The organism is Microbacterium sp. LjRoot45, from assembly GCF_964253325.1.
Classification (GTDB): domain Bacteria; phylum Actinomycetota; class Actinomycetes; order Actinomycetales; family Microbacteriaceae; genus Microbacterium.
Map to the genome: position 1 here is coordinate 1365814 of NZ_CAXUQM020000001.1, position 18691 is coordinate 1384504.

Here is an 18691-nt window from a genome sequence, read left to right on the forward strand (position 1 = left end):
CCGCAGGGCTACGGACGCGGAGCCTCCGCGTCGTCGTGGAGGAGCTCGGCCACCCGCGGCATCACGACGCTGCCGTAGAGCTCGATCGAGCGCATCATGCGCGTGTGCGAGAGCGTGCCGTTGGAGTATTTGAGGTCGAAGCGGTCCGCCCCGAGCGTCCGCACGGTGTCGGCGATCTTCCGCGCGACCCGCTCGGGCGAGCCGGCGTACACGGAGCCTTCCGGCCCCACATCGTGCTGGAACTGGAGCCGGCTGTAGGGAGGCCACCCGCGCTCCGCGCCGATCGCGTTGCGGTTGGCTTCCATCGCCGGGTACAGCTCCTCCCAGGCCTGCTCGTCGGTGTCGGCGATGTGGCCCGGCGAGTGGATGCCGATGGGCAGACGGTCACGGCCGAACGAGTCGAGCGACCGGTGGAACAGGTCGACGTACGGACGGAAGCGCGCCGGCGCGCCGCCGATGATGGCGAGCATCAAGCCGTAGCCGTAGCGGGCGGTGCGCACGACCGACTCGGGCGAGCCGCCGACACCGACCCACGCCGTGAACCCGTTCTCGGTCTTCGGGTACACGTCGGCGTCGCGCAGTGCGGCGCGCGTCGTGCCCTGCCACGTCACCGGCTTCTCTTCGCGGAGCCTCGCGAACAACTCGAGCTTCTCCTCGAAGAGCACCTCGTAGTCCGACAGGTCGTAGCCGAACAGCGGGAAGGACTCGATGAACGACCCGCGCCCCAGGATCACCTCGGCGCGGCCACCGGACACGGCATCCAGGGTCGCGAAGCGCTCGTACACGCGCACGGGGTCGTCGCTGGAGAGCACCGTCACGGCCGTTCCGAGGCGGATGTCGCGGGTGCGGGCCGCCGCTGCGGCCAAGACGATCTCCGGGCTCGAGACGGCGAACTCGTGACGGTGGTGCTCCCCCACGCCGAAGAAGTGGAGACCCACCTGGTCGGCGAGGACGGCCTGGTCGACCGTGTCGCGAATGGCCTGCGCGTCGGTGACGCGCGCGCCGTCGTCGTCGACGGTGACGTCGCCGAACGTGTCGAGTCCGAGCTGCACCTGATGCACCGCGTCCATGGGGGTCTCCTCTGCCGATGTTCTATTCCGGTGAATGGAACAGGGAAGGAAGACGCGGCATTCCCGCCCGCGTGGACACAGGCGGGAATGCCGCGTCGGAATCAGCCCTGTGCGAGCGCCATCCGGAGCGTGTCGAGACCGACGCCGCCGAGGCGGAGCGCACGCATGTGGAATCGCTTGATGTCGAACGCGGCGCCTTCGCGCTCCGCCACGTCGTCGCGGATCTGTTCCCAGATGCGCTGTCCGACCTTGTACGACGGCGCCTGTCCCGGCCAGCCGAGGTAGCGGTTGACCTCGAACTGGATGAACTCGTCGGACATGTTGACGTTGCGGCGCATGAACTCCAGCGCGAAGTCCGCGTCCCAGACGCCCTGACCGTCCGGGCGCGGCTTCTTCAGGTGCACGCCGATGTCGAGGACCACGCGCGCGGCGCGCATGCGCTGCCCGTCGAGCATGCCCAGCCGGTCCGCCGGGTCGTCGAGATACCCGAGCTGCTCCATGAGGCGCTCGGCGTACAGCGCCCAGCCCTCTGCATGTCCGCTGGAGCCGGCCAGCAGGCGGCGCCACGAGTTCAGCTCGGAGCGGTTGTACACGGCCTGCGCGATCTGCAGGTGGTGCCCCGGCACACCCTCGTGGTACACCGTGGTCAGCTCACGCCACGTGTCGAACGAATCGACGCCCTCGGGCACCGACCACCACATGCGGCCCGGCCGCGAGAAGTCGTCGGTCGGCCCCGTGTAGTAGATACCGCCCTCATTCGTCGGGGCGATCATGCACTGTAGGTGGGTGATCGGCTCGGGGATGTCGAAGTGCGTCTTGCCCAGTTCGGCCACGGCGCGGTCGCTCGTCTCCTGCATCCACTTCTGCAGTGCGTCGGTGCCGTGGAGCTTCCTGCTCTCGTCGCCCTCCAGGAAGGCGACGGCCTCCTCGACCGTCGCGCCCGCCTTGATCTCCCGCGCGATCGACTCCTGCTCGGCGACCATGCGGGCCAGCTCCTCGAGCCCCCACTCGTACGTCTCGTCGAGGTCGATGACGGCACCGAGGAAGCGACGCGAGTGGAGCGCGTACAGGTCACGCCCGACGGCATCCTCCTCCGCGGCCTCGGGAGCCAGTTCGGTGGCGAGGAAGGTGGCGAGCTCGTCGTACGACACGCGCGCGGCGTTGGCGTGGTCGGTGAGGTCGCGCGCCAGCGAGGCCGGCAGGTTGCCTTCGGCGGGCGCCGCGTCACCGGCGAAAGTGGCGAAGAAGCCGTTGTCGGAGGTGTAGCGACCGATCTGCGTGACCACTTCGGTCACCTGCCGGCGCGCGGGAACGACTCCCTCGGCCACGCCGGCGCGAAGGGTCTCGATGTAGCCGGCGATGGCGCCGGGAACAGCGCCGAGGCGCGCGGAGATGACGGACCAGTCGTCGACCGAGTCGGTGGGCATGAGGTCGAACGTGCTGCGGATCTCCTGCGCCGGCGAGGCGATCACGTTCACGTCGCGAAGGTGGGCGGAGGCCTCGTGGAGCTCGAGGTGAAGACGAAGATCGCCCGCGAGGTCGGCCTGCGTCACGACGTCGACCTGATCCACCGGCTCCGCGGCCTCCAGGGCCGCCAGCGTCGCCTTCGCGGCGTCGTAGCCGCGCTGCGCGCCCTCCGGCGAGAGGTCGTCGAGCCGGTCGTTGTACTCGAAACGTCCGATGTACGTGGCCAAGCCCGGCGAGAGTTCGGCAGCCGTGTCGACCCAGGCGTCGGCGATGGCATCGATCGGCGTGGGGGTGCGCTCTTCTGAAGCGCGCTGTGCATCAGTCATCCTCCGAGCCTATCCCCGGGGCGCGCGAATCTCAGGGAGGCCATCGGAGCCCGAGCGTGCGTCCGGGACGATGCGATCCCGCCGGCCGTCAGTGGCCCGCGGTGTCCCAATCGCCGCCGCGACCGATCTGCACATCGAGCGGTACGGACAGATCGGCCGCATCGCCCATGCGGGCGCGCACGATGCCCTCGACGGCACCCCACTCCCCCTCGGCGACTTCGACGACCAGTTCGTCGTGGATCTGGAGGAGTACGCGCGACGCGAGTCCCTGCGTCACGAACTCGTCGTGGATGCGGAACAGCGCGATCTTCATGATGTCGGCGGCGCTCCCCTGGATGGGGGCGTTGAGCGCGGCGCGCTCGGCGTTCTCCCGCAGCACACGGTTGGGACTGGCCAGATCGGGGAACGGGCGGCGCCGACCGAAGATGGTCTCGGTGTAGCCGTCGATCCTCGCCTGCCCGACCGACGAGCGGAGGTAGTCCCGCACGGCCCCGAACCGGGCGAAGTACTCGGTCATGAGCTGCTTGGCCTCGGCCTGTTCGATGCGCAGCTGCTTGGAGAGCCCGAACGCGCTCAAACCGTAGACGAGGCCGTACGACATGGCCTTCACCTTGGTGCGCATCGCCGGTGTGACGTCGCTCGGATCGACGCCGAACACCCGGGCGCCCACGAACCGGTGGAGGTCTTCGCCCGAGTTGAACGCCTCGATGAGCCCGGGGTCTGCCGACAGGTGCGCCATGATGCGCATCTCGATCTGGGAGTAGTCCGCGGTGAGGAGCGTCTCGTATTCGGCACCCACCTGGAACGCCGCACGGATGCGTCGGGACTCCTCGGTGCGGATGGGGATGTTCTGCAGGTTGGGATCGGTGCTGGACAGGCGTCCCGTCTGACTGCCCGTCTGCACGTAGGTCGTGTGGATGCGTCCGTCCGCCGCGATCGCGGCGTCGAGCGACTCGATGATCTGCCGGAGCTTCGTGGCCTCACGGTGCTGCAGTAGCAGATCCAGGAAGGGATGCGGGTGCGACTCCTGCAGATCGGCGAGGACCGCGGCATCCGTCGAGTAGCCGGTCTTCGTCTTGCGCGTCTTGGGAAGCTGCAGCTGCTCGAACAGCACCTCCTGGAGCTGCTTGGGCGACCCCAGGTTCACCTCCCGATCGATCTCGGCATAGGCGAGCTGCGCCACGGCGTCGGCGCGCGCCCCCAGATCTGCCGAGAACGACGACAACTGCTCGTGCGAGACCGCGACGCCCGCGAGCTCCATGTCGGCGAGGGCATCGAGCGTCGGCAGCTCGATCTCGGTCAGGACGCGCGAGACGCTGTCGGGCAGTTCCGCCCGGATGGCCTCGGTCACCCGGAGGACGTACCACGACAGCTGCCCCGGTGTCGCACCCTCGGTCTCGGGAACGAGCTGGGTCGGGTCTGCCTCCGGCAGCTTCTCATCGAGGTAGCGCCCCACGAGGTCGCCCAGGCCCTTGTCGGGGAAGCTCGGCCGGAGGAGCCACCCGGCCAGCAGCGGGTCGAACGTGAGACCGCCCAGACGGATGCCGGCACGTCGCAGCGCCTTCACCTGCGGTTTCGCGTCGGATACGGCCTTCGGCGCGTCACCCTCGAGCCAGGGACGGAGGGCCGCCTCGACCTCGGCCGACCACGTCGCTTCGACGGCGCCCTGCATCGTCGCGAGGCCGATGCGCTGCGGCAGCCCGCCGGAAAGCGTGAGCGTCAGTCCGACCGTCGCCCCGTCGGCCGCGGCGACCCAGGCGGCGAGGCCCGCGGCATCCGGTTCGGCGGGCACGGGGGCGTCGGCGACGGGTGCTTCGTGCGCGGTATCGCCCGACTCCCCCATCGCCTCGAATACGCGCGGGAGCAGGGTGCGGAACTCCAGGCGCGCGAAGATGTCGCGGACCTGCTCGGCGTCGATCGGGCGCACCGCGAGGTCGGCGGGCGTGACGTCGAGGTCGACATCGCGCAGGAGCGCATTGAGCGTGCGGTTGCGGCGCACGGTGTCGAGATGGTCGCGGAGGTTGCCCCCCACGACGCCCTTGATCTCATCGGCGCGCTCGAGCAGCGACTCGAGCGAACCGAACTGCGTGAGCCACTTGACGGCGGTCTTCTCGCCCACCTTCGGCACGCCGGGGAGGTTGTCGCTCGTCTCGCCGACCAGCGCCGCGATGTCGGGATAGTTGGCGGGGGGAAGCCCGTACTTCTCGACGACGGCATCGGGCGTGTACCGCTTGAGCTGCGACACGCCCTGCACGCTCGGGTAGAGCAGGGTGACGTCGTCGGTGACGAGCTGGATCGTGTCGCGGTCGCCCGAGCACACCAGCACGTCGTAGCCCTGCGCGGCACCCTCGGTGGCGAGGGTGGCCAGGATGTCGTCGGCCTCGACGCCCTCGCGCGTGAGCACGGTCACGTTCATGGCGGCGAGACAGTCCTGCAGGAGCGGGATCTGCCCCTTGAACTCGGCGGGCGATTCGGAGCGGTTCGCCTTGTACTCGGCGTACTGCTCGGTACGGAACGAGTGGCGCGAGGTGTCGAAGGCCACCGCGAGGTGCGTCGGCTTCTCGGCCTTCACGAGGTTCACGAACATCGACAGGAACCCGTAGATGCCGTTGGTGTGCTGCCCGTCCTTCGTCGAGAAGTTGTCGACCGGGAGGGCGAAGAATGCGCGATAGGCCAGCGAATGGCCGTCGACGACGAGAAGGGTAGGCTTTCCGGAGTCCGTCACCCTGCAAGCCTAGACGCGAGGGCGGACACCCCGAACGGCCCCCTTCGAAGGTGAGCGATGACGCCCGATTCCGCCCCCGCCGCATCCGATCGACCCGACTCATCCGACGCGTCCACCGGCCTGGAGTGGGCCGCCCGACGAGGGATGGGTGCGCTTGCCGAGAAGATGGGCATGCAGTTCCTCGAGTTCTCGGTCGATCGGTGCGTCGCCACGCTCCCCGTCGAAGGCAACACGCAGCCCGTGGGCCTGATGCACGGCGGGGCATACGTCGTGCTCGGTGAGTCTCTCGGCTCGATGGCGGCGAACCTGCACGCCGGCCCCGATCGGCTCGCGGTCGGCGTCGACATCAACGCGACCCACACCCGCTCGGCCACCTCGGGCACCGTGACCGGCGTGTGCACGCCGGTGCATCTCGGTCGCAGCATCACGGTGCACGAGATCGTCGTCACCGACGATCAGGGGCGCCGGTGTTCGACGATCCGGATCACGAACATGATCCGCGACCTCGCGCAGCGCTGACGCGCGCCGCTCGGCGGCCCCTCAGCCTTGTGGGGCTCAGCCCTTCTTCGGTGACAGCTGCTCGATGATCGCCTTCGCGACGTCCTGCATGGTCAGTCGGCGGTCCATCGACGCCTTCTGAATCCATCGGAAGGCCTCCGGCTCGCTGAGGCCCATCTTCTCGTTCAGGAGGCCCTTGGCGCGGTCGACGAGCTTGCGGGTCTCGAACCGCTCCACCATGTCGGCGACCTCGGCCTCGAGCGTGATGATCTGCTCGTAGCGGGCCAGCGCGATCTCGATCGCCGGCAGCAGGTCGTTCGGGGTGAACGGCTTCACGACGTAGGCGAGGGCGCCCGCCTCGCTCGCGCGCTCCACGAGCTCCTTCTGGCTGAAGGCGGTGAGCAGGACGACGGGGGCGATGTGCGCCTTGCTGAGCTTCTCGGCCGCGCTGATGCCGTCGAGGACGGGCATCTTCACGTCCATGATCACCAGGTCGGGCCGCAGCTCGGTGGCCAGCTGCACGGCAGTCTCGCCGTCGCCCGCCTCACCCACGACGTCGAACCCGCTGTCGCGGAGAATCTCGACGATGTCGAGGCGGATCAGCGACTCGTCCTCGGCGACGACGACGCGTCGGGGGGCGGGTGCCGTGGCGGCTGCGCTCAGTTCCTGCTCTGTCACCTGTCCATCCTAGAGCCAGGACCGTGCCTGCTTCTGCGGTATCGTCGATTCGACGTGCGCCGGTGTGGCGGAATGGCAGACGCGACCGACTCAAACTCGGTTGCCCGCGAGGGCGTGTGGGTTCGACTCCCACCACCGGCACGACAACACTCGGAAACGACGAAGAGCGGATGCCGGCCGGCATCCGCTCTTCGTCTTTCGACCTACTTGGCAGCCTGGTAGATCGGCGCCTTGCCGTGAACGGCGTCGCCGATCCGGTGCACCCGGATGTCGTTGGTCGAGCCGATGATCCCGGGAGGCGAGCCGGAGATCACGACGACCTTGTCACCCTCCTCGGCGAGCTTGTTGTTCAGGAAGAACTCGTCCACCTGCACGAACATCAGGTCGGTGTGCTCGACGTGCTCGACGAGGGTCGACTGCACGCCCCACGTCAGCGCCATCCGGCGTCGGATCGCGGGATCGACGGCGAAGGCCATCATCGGGATGCCGGAGCGCAGACGCGACATCCGGCGCGCGGTGTCACCGGACTCGGTGAAGATCGCGATGTACTTCGCCTCGACGAACTCGGCCACATCGTGAGCGGCGAGCGTGATGATGCCGCCCTGCGTGCGCGGCTTCGCCGTGAACGGACGAATGCGCTCGAGGCCGTGCTCCTCGGTGGACTCCACGATGCGCGCCATCGTCTCGACGACGACGACGGGGTACTTGCCGACACTCGTCTCACCCGAGAGCATGACGGCATCCGCGCCGTCGAGGACGGCGTTGGCGACGTCGCTCGTCTCGGCGCGCGTGGGAACCGGGTTCTCGATCATCGTCTCGAGCATCTGCGTGGCGACGATGACGGGCTTTGCCATGCGGCGGCAGAGTTCGACCGCACGCTTCTGCACGATCGGCACGGCTTCCAGCGGAAGCTCGACACCCAGATCGCCGCGGGCGACCATGATGCCGTCGAACGCGTCGATGATCTCTTCGAGGTTGTCGACGGCCTGCGGCTTCTCGATCTTGGCGATGACGGGGACCTTGCGGCCCTCCTCCGCCATGATCTCGTGCACGCGCGTGACGTCGGCGGCGTTGCGCACGAACGACAGCGCGATGATGTCCGCACCGGCCTGGAGGCCCCAGCGCAGGTCGGCCTCGTCCTTCTCGGACAGCGCGGGCACGCTCACTGCGACGCCGGGCAGGTTGATGCCCTTGTTGTTGGAGACGGGACCGGCGACGATGACCTTCGTCGTCACCACGGGGCCGTCGACGCTCTCGACCTGGACGCGCACCTTGCCGTCGTCGATGAGCAGGAAGTCGCCGGGCTTGACGTCTCCGGGAAGCCCCTTGAAGGTCGTGGAGACGAGCTCCTTCGTGCCGGGGACGTCTTCCGCGGTGATCTTGAAGATGTCGCCGACAGCGAGCTCGTGCGGGCCGTCGGTGAACTTGCCGAGCCGGATCTTCGGCCCCTGCAGGTCGACGAGGATGGCGACGGCGCGACCGGAGTCGTCGGCGGCCTTGCGGACGTTGGCGAAGCGGACCTCGTGCTCCGCATACGATCCGTGGCTGAGGTTCATACGGGTCACGTCGACACCGGCGTCGATGATCGCGCGGATCATCTCATACGACTCGGTGGCGGGACCCAGGGTTGCGACGATCTTCGCGCGTCTCACTGACTGACTCTCCGGTCTGTGTTTGGTTGTTCGGGAAGGATTTCCAGCCTACGCGGGCTGGAGGCCGATAGCGATGTCGGTCGGGCGCACGGGCGACGGCAAGGTCGTCCGGCCCATGAGGTACTCGTCCACCGACGCGGCGGCGGCACGGCCCTCGGCGATCGCCCACACGATGAGCGACTGACCGCGGCCCGCGTCGCCCGCGACGAAGACGCCCGGGGTGGTCGACTGGTAGTCGTCGCCGCGCTCGACGTTGCCGCGGCCCGTGAAAACGGTACCGAGTTGGTCCTCGAGGGCGCTGCGCTCCGGGCCGGTGAAACCCATCGCGATGAGCACCAGGTCGGCCGGGATCTCGCGCTCCGTGCCGCTCTTGGGGACGCGGCGGCCGTCCGAGGTGTACTCGGTCTCCGCGATCCGCAGGGCACGGACCTCGCCCGCATCGTTCGCGAGGAACTCGACCGTCGAGGCGAGGAACGTCCGCTCGCCGCCTTCTTCGTGCGCGGACTGCATCTCGAACACCGTCGGCATCATCGGCCACGGCTGGTGGTCGGGACGCTGGGAGGGCGGCTGCTTTCCGATCGCGAGGTTCGTGACGCTGAGCGCTCCCTGACGGTGCGCCGTGCCGATGCAGTCGGCTCCCGTGTCGCCGCCGCCGATCACGATGACGTGCTTGCCCTCGGCGTGGATCTGGTGCGGAACCTGGTCGCCTGCGACGGCCTTGTTGGACTCGACGAGGTACTCCATGGCGAAGTGGACGCCGTCGAGGTCGCGCCCCGGGATGGAGAGGTCGCGAGGGAGCGTGGAGCCCGTGGCGACCACGACCGCGTCATAGCGCGCCCGCAGGTCGTCCCACGAGATGTCGCGACCGATCTCGACGCCCGCCCGGAAGCGAGTGCCCTCGTCCTGCATCTGACGGAGGCGCGACTCGAGGTGGCGCTTCTCCATCTTGAAGTCGGGGATGCCGTAGCGCAGCAGACCGCCGATGCGGTCGTCGCGCTCGTAGACGGCGACCGTGTGGCCGGCGCGGGTGAGCTGCTGCGCGGCGGCGAGCCCGGCGGGACCGGAACCGACGACCGCGACGGTCTTGCCGGTGAGGCGGCCCGGCGGCTCAGCCTCGACCCAGCCGTTCGCGAAGGCCTCGTCGATCGTGCTGACCTCGATCTGCTTGATCGTGACGGCGGGCTGGTTGATCCCGAGCACGCACGAACTCTCGCAGGGCGCGGGGCACAGCCTCCCGGTGAACTCCGGGAAGTTGTTCGTCGCGTGGAGCCGCTCGATCGCCGCGCGGCCCTCGCCGCGCCACGTCAGGTCGTTCCACTCCGGAATGAGGTTGCCCAGCGGGCAGCCCTGATGACAGAACGGCACCCCGCAGTCCATGCAGCGTCCGGCCTGGCGTCGGAGCACGGCCGAGTCGCCCGGCTCGTATACCTCTTTCCAGTCCATGATGCGGACGGGAACGGGCCGGCGCGGCGGGAGCTCGCGCTCGGTGGTCTTGAGGAAGCCCTTCGGGTCAGCCACCGGTCACCTCCAGAATGCGGTTCCAGACGACGTCGCCGTCGGGGTCCAGCCCCTCGGCGGCCGCCTCCTGGCGGGTCTGCAGCACCGCGGCGTAGTCGCGCGGCAGGACACGGACGAAGTTCGCGATCTCGGCGTCGAAGTCGTCCAACATGCGCGCCGCGAGCGTCGATCCGGTTTCGGCGACGTGCTGCTCGAGCAGATCGCGGAGCATCTCGGCATCCCCCGAACCGAGCTCGAGGAGCTCGAGCTCGCCGTTCGCGATCGCCTCACGGTTGACGAGGCTGCGATCGAGCTTGTAGACGTAGGCGGAGCCGCCCGACATGCCGGCGCCGAGGTTGCGGCCCGTCGTGCCGAGGATCACCGCAAGCCCTCCGGTCATGTACTCCAACGCGTGGTCGCCGACGCCTTCGACGACGGCGGTCGCGCCGGAGTTGCGCACGAGGAAGCGCTCCCCCACGACGCCGCGCAGGAACATGGTGCCCTGCGTTGCGCCGTAGCCGATGACGTTGCCGGCGATGACGTTCTCCGACGCGTCGAAGGTCGCCGACTTCGGCGGACGAACGACGACCTGACCCCCCGACAGTCCCTTGCCGACGTAGTCGTTGGAGTCGCCCTCGAGTCGCAGGGTGATTCCTGCGGGAAGGAACGCGCCGAAGGACTGACCGGCAGAACCCGTGAGGTTCACCTCGATGGACCCGGACGGCAACCCGTTCGCGCCGTGCGCGAGGGTCACGCGGTTGCCCAGCATGGTGCCGACGGCGCGCTCGGTGTTGCGGATCGGCAGGTCGATCGAGATGTGACCGCCGTGGGCGATGACATCCTGCGCGCGCTCGATCAGGCCGACGTCGAAGTGCTGCTCGAGTTCGTGGTTCTGCGTGCGCATCGCGCGACGCGGCGCTTCGGGGGCGAATGCGGGGCCGTGCAGGATCGGCGTCAGGTCGAGGCCGTTCGCCTTCCAGTGATCCACCGCGCCGTTCACGTCGAGGAGGTCGTTCCGACCGATCGCCTCGTCGAGGCTGCGGAAGCCGAGCTCGGCGAGATACTCGCGGACTTCCTCCGCGATGAACTCCATGAAGTTGACGACGAACTCGGGCTTTCCGCTGAACCGACTGCGCAGCACCGGGTTCTGCGTCGCGACGCCGACGGGGCACGTGTCGAGGTGGCAGACGCGCATCATGATGCAGCCTTCGACCACGAGTGCCGTCGTCGCGAAGCCGAACTCCTCGGCACCCAGCAGCGCCGCGATGATGACGTCGCGTCCGGTCTTCAGCTGGCCGTCGGCCTGGACCACCACGCGGTCGCGCATGTCGTTGAGCATGAGCGTCTGCTGCGTCTCGGCGAGGCCCAGTTCCCACGGCGTGCCCGCGTGCTTGAGCGAGTTCAGAGGGCTCGCGCCGGTGCCGCCGTCGTGTCCGGACACGAGGATGACGTCGGCCAGAGCCTTGGCGGTGCCCGCCGCGACCGCGCCGATGCCCGACTGGCTGACGAGCTTGACGTGCACTCGCGCGGCCGGGTTGGCCCGCTTCAGGTCGAAGATCAGCTGCTTGAGGTCTTCGATGGAGTAGATGTCGTGGTGAGGCGGGGGCGAGATGAGCCCGACGCCGGGGGTGCCACCGCGGGTGCGGGCGATCCACGGGTACACCTTGCCGGGCGGGAGCTGACCACCCTCGCCGGGCTTGGCGCCCTGCGCGAGCTTGATCTGGATGTCCTCGGCGTGGGTGAGATACATGCTCGTGACACCGAACCGACCCGATGCGACCTGCTTGATCGCGCTGCGCCGCTCGGGGTCGAGGAGACGATCGACGTCCTCGCCGCCTTCGCCGGTGTTGGACTTCGCGCCCAGCCGGTTCATGGCGATCGCGAGGGTCTCGTGCGCCTCCTTGGAGATGGAGCCGTAACTCATGGCGCCTGTCGAGAACCGCTTCACGATCGAAGAAACGGGCTCGACCTCGTCGATCGGCACCGGCGGCCGCTGCCCCGACTTCAGCCGGAACATGCCGCGCAGCGTCTTCAGTTCGGCGGCCTGGTCGTCGACGAGCTTGGTGTACTCCCGGAAGACGTCGTAGCGCCGCGTCCGTGTCGAGTGCTGGAGCCGGAAGACCGTGTCGGGGTTGAAGAGGTGCGGAGCCCCGTCACGGCGCCACTGGTACTCGCCGCCCGTCCAGAGGCGCTCGTGCGCGCGCGCGGCGCCGTCCTCCGGGTAGGCGAAATCGTGACGCGCCTGGTTCTCGACGGCGATCTCGGCGATGCCGATGCCACCGAGCTTGGTCTCCGTGCCCGTGAAGTAGCGGTCCACGAACTCCTGCGAGAGACCGACCGCCTCGAACACCTGAGCCCCGGCGTAGGACGACACCGTGGAGATGCCCATCTTGGACATGATCTTCAGCACGCCCTTGCCGAGCGCGTAGATGAGGTTCTTCACCGCCTTCTCGGGGGTGACGCCGGTGATGTAGCCGGCGCGGACGAGGTACTCGGCCGTCTCCATCGCCAGGTAGGGGTTCACCGCCGAGGCGCCGTAGCCGATCAGCGTCGCGACGTGGTGCACCTCGCGAACGTCGCCTGCCTCGACGACGAGACCGACCTTCATCCGGTTCTCGCGGCGGATGAGGTGGTGGTGCACGGCGGACAGTGCGAGGAGCGACGGGATGGGGACGAGGTCCTTGTTCGAGTCGCGGTCGCTCAGGATGATGAACTCGGCGCCATCGGCGATCGCCGCGTCGACCTCGTCGCACATCGCCGCCAGCCTCGATTCGAGCGCGTCGGGGCCTTGTTCGACGTGATACAGCCCCCGGATCGTCACGGAACGGCGACCGGGCAGAGCCTTGTCGATGTTCTGGAGCTTCGCGAGTTCGTCGTTGTCGATGACGGGGAAGTCCAGCGTCACGGTGCGCGTGTGCTCAGGTCCCCATTCGAGCAGGTTGCGCTCGGGACCGAGGCCCAGCGAGAGCGAGGTGACGACCTCTTCGCGGATGGAGTCCAGCGGCGGGTTGGTGACCTGCGCGAACTGCTGTGTGAAGTAGTCGAAGAGCAGGCGCGGGCGCTTGCTCAGCACCGCGATCGGCGCGTCGGAGCCCATGGCGCCCAGTGGCTCGGCGCCGGTCTGCCCCATGGGCGTCAGGAGGATCTTGATCTCCTCCTCCGTGTAGCCGAAGGTGCGCTGGCGCCGCGTGATGGAGGCGATGGGGTGCACGATGTGCTCGCGCTCGGGAAGGTCCTTCAGGCGCACGCGACCGGCATCCAGCCACTCCTGCCACGGTTCGAGCGCGGCAAGCTGCGCCTTGACCTCCTGGTCTTCGATGATGCGCCGCTGAGCGGTGTCGACGACGAACATGCGGCCGGGACGCAGGCGGCCGCGGCGACGGATGCGCTCGGGCTCGAAGTCCAGCACGCCGGTCTCGCTGCCGATGACCACGAGACCGTCGGTCGTCTCGGTCCAGCGTCCCGGACGCAGGCCGTTGCGGTCGAGGGTGGCGCCGACGAGCGTGCCGTCGGTGAAGATGAGCGCGGCCGGCCCGTCCCACGGCTCCATCTGCATCGAGTGGTACTCGTAGAACGCCCGCAGGTCCGGGTCGATGTCCGCCTGCTTCTCGTAGGCCTCGGGCACCATCATCATGATCGCGTGCGGCAGGCTGCGGCCTGTGAGCGTGAGGAGCTCCAGCACCTCGTCGAACGACGCCGAGTCGCTCGCGCCATCGGTGCAGATCGGCAGAAGCGGACGGATGTCGCCGAGCAACTCGGACTCGAGCTGCGACTGGCGTGCGCGCATCCAGTTGCGGTTGGCGCCCACGGTGTTGATCTCGCCGTTGTGGGCGAGCATGCGCAGCGGCTGCGCGAGGGGCCAGGAGGGGAACGTGTTGGTCGAGTAGCGCGAGTGCACGACCGCCAGCTCGCTCGTGAAGCGCTCGTCCTGCAGGTCGGGGTAGAACGGCTCGAGCTGGAGGGTCGTGACCATGCCCTTGTAGCCGATCGTGCGGCTGGAGAGCGAGACGAAGTAGGCACCCAGTTCGTGCTGCGCACGCTTGCGCAGACGATACGTGCGCCGGTCGAGCGCGATGCCCGACAGCGCCGGCGCATCGCCGACGGCGGGTCGGGAGAGGAAGATCTGCTCGAACGACGGTCGCGCCTCGAAGGCCAGTTTGCCGAGGTTGTCGTCGGCGGTCGGCACGGTGCGCCAGCCGAGCACGGTGAGACCTTCGGAGGCGGCGGCGCGGTCGATGTCAGCCTTCAGAGCCTCACGGGCGGACTCCTCCAGCGGCAGGAAAGCGAGGCCTGCGGCGTACTCGCCGACCGGCGGGAGGTCGAAGTCGACGACCGCACGGAAGAAGTCGTCGGGCATCTGGGTGAGGATGCCGGCGCCGTCGCCCGTTCCCGCGTCGGAGCCGATCGCGCCGCGGTGCTCGAGGTTGCGCAGCGCCGTGAGGGCGAGCTGAACGATGTCGTGACCGGCTTCGCCGCGCAGCGTCGCGACCATGGCCAGACCGCACGCGTCCTTCTCGAACGCGGGGTTGTACATGCCCTGCTTCGCCGGGAATCCGCTGGTGCGGCTCGCGGCCATTACCTGACGGGGGCTCGATGGCATACCTGACCGTCCTCACTTGATGCTCAACTGGGACGACGTCGGCCCTGTGGTTACTCGCGCTCCGAGAGACGGTGCGCGGGATTACGGGTGCGCTCGGCGTGTCAACGCTCGGGTGCTATTTCGGGGAGTCGGTGCTTGTGGCTGCGCCCTCGAGAGCTTCGGACGTGGGGGGTGCGCTCACGTCCACGAAGTCATCGGTGTCCTGTGATTGTACAGCCCCATTGCCGGTCCACTCGCGCCCCGCCACGTAGGGCGAGTGCTCGAAGCCCGGGTGGCGCCGCGTCTGCACGACGAAGATGACGAGACCGACGAGCACACCGAAGATCGCCGCCCACACGTTCGTGCGGAGACCGAGGTAGATCTCGCTCGGATCGATGCGAATCGACTCCCACACGATGCGGCCAGCCGAGTACCAGACGAGGTAGAGCGCGAACAAGCGGCCCCACTGCAGCCGGAACTTGTGACCGGCCCACAGGAGCACGAGGACGCCGAGGGTGTTCCACACGACTTCATAGAGGAACGTGGGGTGGAACAGCGTTCCCTCGGGAAGGCCTGCCGGCCACGCCGCGTTCGGGTAGTCGATCTCCAGGCCCCACGGCAGGTCGGTCGGAAGTCCGAACAGCTCCTGGTTGAACCAGTTGCCGAATCGCCCGAGCGCCTGCGCCAGCAGCAGACCGGGGGCCAGAGCATCGGCGAAGCTCCAGAAACGGATGCCGGTCCACCGGCAACCCAGCCACGCACCGACGGCGCCGCCGATGAGGGCGCCGTAGATCGCGATGCCGCCCTCCCAGATGCGGAAGATCGCCCAGATGTCCTTGCCGTCGCCGAAATAGAAGCCCGGGTGGGTGACGACGTGGAAGATCCGCGCCGCGATGATCGCGATCGGCACGGCCAGCAGGGCGATGTCGACGACAACCCACGGCTCGGCACCGCGCTTGGTCAGCCGGTAGTTGGTCAGCAGGGTGGCCACGACGATCCCCGCGAGGATGCACAGCGCGTAGAAGTGGATCGTCAGAGGTCCGATGTCGAACGAGCTGACGTCGGGGCTGGGGATGCTGGTGAGAACCGAGGCGGGTGAGAACACGATGGGCAGTCTACTTCGCCCGCTCAGCGCGCCGCGCCGGCGGCCAGCTGCCGCGCTTCGGCGGCGAGACCCTCGACGCCGCCGTCGCGCAGCGCACGCACGAGGGCGGTGCCCACGATGGCGCCGTCGGCGTAGTCGAGCACGCTCCGCACCTGGTCGGGCGTCGAGATCCCGATGCCGACGCACGCGTGCTCGGCGCCGTGGTCGCGCAGGCGCGCGACGAGACCGCGGGCCGCGGCATCCAGCTCTGCCCGCTCCCCTGTGATTCCCATGGTCGAGACGGTGTAGACGAATCCCGTGGAGTGTCGCACGATGAGCTCGAGCCGCTCGTCGGTCGAGGTGGGGGCGGCCAGGAAGACGCGGTCGAGCCCCGTGCGCTCGGAGGCCGCGATCCACTCGCCGGCCGCATCGGGTGTGATGTCGGGCGTGATGAGGCCCGCTCCCCCGGCGGCGAGGAGTTCGTCGGCGTAGCGGTCGACGCCGAACTGGAGCACGGGGTTCCAGTAGGTCATGACGAGCACCGGCACGTCGACGCGCGACGTGATCTCGCGCAGCGCCGTGAACGTGTCGCGGAGGCGGAAACCGCCGGCCAGGGCCACCTGGGTGGCCTCTTGGATGACGGTGCCGTCCATGACCGGGTCGGAGTACGGCGGACCGAGTTCGAGAACGTCAGCGCCGTTCTCAGCGAGGGCGACCGCCGCTTCGATGCTGGTCTGCAGGTCGGGATAGCCCAACGGGAGATAGCCGACGAACGCCCCACGACCTTCGGCGCGGGCGGCATCGAGCGCCTGGGCGACGCGGCTCACAGCTCGGTCCCCTCGCCCTTGGCCTCGGGCACCTGAGGTCCTGCCTCGACGGGGTCTGCACCCTCGTCGTACAGACCGAACCACTTCGCGGCCGTGTCCATGTCCTTGTCGCCGCGTCCCGACAGATTAACGGCGATGACGGCGTCGGGGCCGAGTTCGCGTCCCAGGCGCAGCGCGCCGGCCAGCGCATGCGCCGACTCGATCGCGGGGATGATGCCCTCGGTGCGCGACAGGAGACGCAGCGCGTCCATCGCCTCGGTGTCGGTGGCCGGGATGTACTCAGCGCGGCCGATGTCGGCCAGCCACGCGTGCTCGGGACCCACGCCCGGGTAGTCGAGTCCGGCGGAGATGGAGTGGGACTCGATCGTCTGGCCGTCCTCGTCCTGCAGCACGTACGTCTTCGCGCCGTGCAGCACTCCCGGACGACCACGCCCGATGGATGCCGCGTGGCGCGGAGTGTCGACGCCGTCACCGGCCGCCTCCACACCGAAGAGCTTCACGCCGTCGTCATCGAGGAAGGCATCGAACATGCCGATCGCGTTGGAGCCGCCCCCGACACAGGCGATGACGGCGTCCGGGAGTCCCCCCGTCTCGTCGAGGAGCTGCTGACGCGCCTCCTCGCTGATGACCTTCTGGAAGTCGCGGACCATCGCCGGGAACGGGTGCGGACCGGCCGCCGTGCCGAAGATGTAGTTGGTGGTCTCCACGGAGGCGACCCAGTCGCGGTAGGCGTCGTTGATGGCGTCCTTCAGGGTGCGCGAGCCTGTCGTGACAGGCACGACCTCCGCGCCCAGGAGACGCATCCGAGCGACGTTGAGCGCCTGGCGCTGGGTGTCGACCTCGCCCATGTAGATGGTGCACTCGAAGCCGAAGAGGGCCGCGGCGGTGGCGGTGGCGACACCGTGCTGCCCCGCGCCCGTCTCGGCGATCACGCGTGTCTTGCCCAGTCGCTGCGTGAGAAGCGCCTGACCGAGGACGTTGTTGATCTTGTGGGAGCCGGTGTGGTTGAGATCTTCGCGCTTGAGGAAGATCCGCGCGCCGCCGGCGTGCTCCGCGAAGCGCGGAACCTCGGTGAGTGGAGACGGACGACCCGCGTACGACTGGAGAAGGCGGCGGAACTCCGCGTCGAACGCGGGGTCGGCCTTCGCGGACTCGTACTCCGCCGTCAGCTCGTCGATGGCCGCGATGAGCGACTCGGGCATGAACCTGCCCCCGAAGTCGCCGAAGAACGGACCGTGGGCATCGCGCAGACTCATACGCCGGCCTCCAGGAAAGCGTGCAGGGTGGCGACGGGGTCGCCGGTGACCAGCGCCTCGCCGATGAGCACCACGTCGGCGCCCGCCGCGCGGTAGTGGGAGACATCGGCCGGTGAGAGCACCGCCGACTCGGCGATCTTCACCGCGTCGGCCGGGAGATCGTCGTGGAGGCGACCGAAGAGGTCGCGGTCGAGTTCGAAGGTCGACAGATCGCGGGCGTTGACGCCGACCAGGCGGGCGCCGATGTCGGCCGAGCGCAGCACCTCGTCGCGGGAGTGCGTTTCGACCAGGGGCGTCATTCCGAGTTCGAGGACGAGCTCGTGCAGTTCCGCCAGCAGCGGCTGTTCCAGCGCCGCGACGATGAGCAGGACGAGGTCGGCGCCGGAAGCGCGAGCCTCGAGCACCTGATAGGGGGTGGCGATGAAGTCCTTGCGCAACACCGGCAGCGTCACGCGGGACCGCACGGCCTCCAGATCGGCGAGGCTCCCGCGGAAGCGGCGACCCTCCGTGAGCACGGAGATGGCCGAGGCCCCGCCCTGCTCGTAGAGAGCGGCCTGGTGGGCCGGGTCGGGGATCTCCGCGAGGTGCCCGCGGGACGGGCTCGCCCGCTTCACCTCGGCGATGATCTTCACCCGGTCGGCGGGAGCGAGCGCCTGCAGGGCGTCTCGCGCGGGGGCCTGCGCGAGCGCGGCACGCTCGACGTCGGCCAGCGGCCGGTCGACGGCGCGCGTCTCGGCATCCTCCACCGCGCCGGCGGTGAGGTCGGCGAGCACGTCAGTGCTGCTTCGGGCTGTACTTGGCGCCGTTCACGCCGTAGCCGGCACGAGCGAGCACCCAGCCCGACAGTGCGCCGACCACGAGCAGACCCACCGAGATCCACACGAGGATCGGCATCTCGAGGAAGAAGAAGAGCGTGCCGAGAGAGATCGCCACGAGCATGATCACGACGGCCGTCCAGGCAGCCGGGGAGTGTCCGTGGCCGGGGTCGTCGATGGGGTTGCTCATGGTTCTCCTTCGCGTGGCGGTTCGCTC

At 68.9% G+C, this 18691-nt stretch carries 13 protein-coding genes and 1 tRNA gene; 2 read left to right on the forward strand and 12 right to left on the reverse strand.

Annotated elements, in window-relative coordinates:
- Positions 1–8 precede the first annotated feature (8 nt).
- The 3 genes from ACSQ18_RS06470 to polA form a co-directional block, all read right to left on the reverse strand.
- Complete coding sequence (locus ACSQ18_RS06470) at positions 9–1070, reverse strand: LLM class flavin-dependent oxidoreductase (RefSeq protein ID WP_436036312.1); 1062 nt, start codon at positions 1068–1070, stop codon at positions 9–11.
- A 101-nt stretch (positions 1071–1171) separates the two neighbouring features.
- The gene (locus tag ACSQ18_RS06475) at positions 1172–2863 is read right to left on the reverse strand and encodes a DUF885 domain-containing protein (protein ID WP_436036313.1); all 1692 of its coding nucleotides are present in this window, start codon (positions 2861–2863) and stop codon (positions 1172–1174) included.
- A gap of 88 nt (positions 2864–2951) precedes the next feature.
- A complete protein-coding gene (polA, locus tag ACSQ18_RS06480; protein WP_436036314.1) occupies positions 2952–5588 on the reverse strand; it encodes a DNA polymerase I in 2637 nt (878 codons plus the stop codon).
- A gap of 57 nt (positions 5589–5645) precedes the next feature.
- Between polA and ACSQ18_RS06485 the strand changes: the two genes are divergently transcribed.
- Positions 5646–6107: a PaaI family thioesterase gene (locus ACSQ18_RS06485; protein ID WP_436036315.1), complete on the forward strand. Its 462-nt coding sequence runs from the start codon at positions 5646–5648 to the stop codon at positions 6105–6107.
- A gap of 36 nt (positions 6108–6143) precedes the next feature.
- Here ACSQ18_RS06485 and ACSQ18_RS06490 read toward each other — a convergent pair whose 3' ends face one another.
- Positions 6144–6764 carry an ANTAR domain-containing response regulator gene (locus tag ACSQ18_RS06490; RefSeq protein WP_144807772.1) on the reverse strand — a complete coding sequence of 207 codons (621 nt, stop codon included), beginning with the start codon at positions 6762–6764 and terminating at the stop codon, positions 6144–6146.
- A gap of 58 nt (positions 6765–6822) precedes the next feature.
- On the opposite strand from ACSQ18_RS06490, the gene ACSQ18_RS06495 reads away from it, so the two are divergent.
- Positions 6823–6905: transfer RNA gene (locus ACSQ18_RS06495), tRNA-Leu, on the forward strand.
- A 62-nt stretch (positions 6906–6967) separates the two neighbouring features.
- Here the strand turns inward: ACSQ18_RS06495 and pyk are convergent.
- The 8 genes from pyk to ACSQ18_RS06535 form a co-directional block, all read right to left on the reverse strand.
- Positions 6968–8416, reverse strand: a complete 1449-nt coding sequence (pyk, locus tag ACSQ18_RS06500) for a pyruvate kinase (protein ID WP_144807773.1) — start codon at positions 8414–8416, stop codon at positions 6968–6970.
- 48 nt (positions 8417–8464) lie between these two features.
- Positions 8465–9934, reverse strand: a complete 1470-nt coding sequence (locus tag ACSQ18_RS06505) for a glutamate synthase subunit beta (RefSeq protein ID WP_436036317.1) — start codon at positions 9932–9934, stop codon at positions 8465–8467.
- A complete protein-coding gene (gltB, locus tag ACSQ18_RS06510) occupies positions 9927–14489 on the reverse strand; it encodes a glutamate synthase large subunit (RefSeq protein ID WP_436036318.1) in 4563 nt (1520 codons plus the stop codon). Before gltB ends, ACSQ18_RS06505 begins: the two co-directional genes overlap by 8 nt.
- 139 nt (positions 14490–14628) lie before the next feature.
- Entirely contained in the window at positions 14629–15597 is a 969-nt protein-coding gene (lgt, locus tag ACSQ18_RS06515; RefSeq protein ID WP_436036319.1) for a prolipoprotein diacylglyceryl transferase, read from the reverse strand.
- Positions 15598–15620: 23 nt separating this feature from the next.
- Positions 15621–16403, reverse strand: a complete 783-nt coding sequence (gene trpA / locus ACSQ18_RS06520; RefSeq protein ID WP_436036320.1) for a tryptophan synthase subunit alpha — start codon at positions 16401–16403, stop codon at positions 15621–15623.
- Complete coding sequence (gene trpB / locus ACSQ18_RS06525; RefSeq protein ID WP_436036321.1) at positions 16400–17659, reverse strand: tryptophan synthase subunit beta; 1260 nt, start codon at positions 17657–17659, stop codon at positions 16400–16402. Before trpB ends, trpA begins: the two co-directional genes overlap by 4 nt.
- Entirely contained in the window at positions 17656–18432 is a 777-nt protein-coding gene (trpC, locus tag ACSQ18_RS06530) for an indole-3-glycerol phosphate synthase TrpC (RefSeq protein WP_436036322.1), read from the reverse strand. Before trpC ends, trpB begins: the two co-directional genes overlap by 4 nt.
- Before the next feature lies 1 nt (position 18433).
- Complete coding sequence (locus tag ACSQ18_RS06535) at positions 18434–18664, reverse strand: DUF6704 family protein (protein ID WP_144807780.1); 231 nt, start codon at positions 18662–18664, stop codon at positions 18434–18436.
- Between the last annotated feature and the right edge of the window lie 27 nt (positions 18665–18691).

What these genes read in the sequence shown, in the direction of transcription:
- ACSQ18_RS06485 (WP_436036315.1), top strand. Translation starts at nt 5,646, where the DNA reads ATGACGCCCGATTCCGCCCCCGCCGCATCCGATCGACCCGACTCATCC.
- gltB (WP_436036318.1), bottom strand. Translation starts at nt 14,489, where the DNA reads ATGGCCGCGAGCCGCACCAGCGGATTCCCGGCGAAGCAGGGCATGTAC.
- ACSQ18_RS06535 (WP_144807780.1), bottom strand. Translation starts at nt 18,664, where the DNA reads ATGAGCAACCCCATCGACGACCCCGGCCACGGACACTCCCCGGCTGCC.
- trpB (WP_436036321.1), bottom strand. Translation starts at nt 17,659, where the DNA reads ATGAGTCTGCGCGATGCCCACGGTCCGTTCTTCGGCGACTTCGGGGGC.
- ACSQ18_RS06470 (WP_436036312.1), bottom strand. Translation starts at nt 1,070, where the DNA reads ATGGACGCGGTGCATCAGGTGCAGCTCGGACTCGACACGTTCGGCGAC.
- ACSQ18_RS06475 (WP_436036313.1), bottom strand. Translation starts at nt 2,863, where the DNA reads ATGACTGATGCACAGCGCGCTTCAGAAGAGCGCACCCCCACGCCGATC.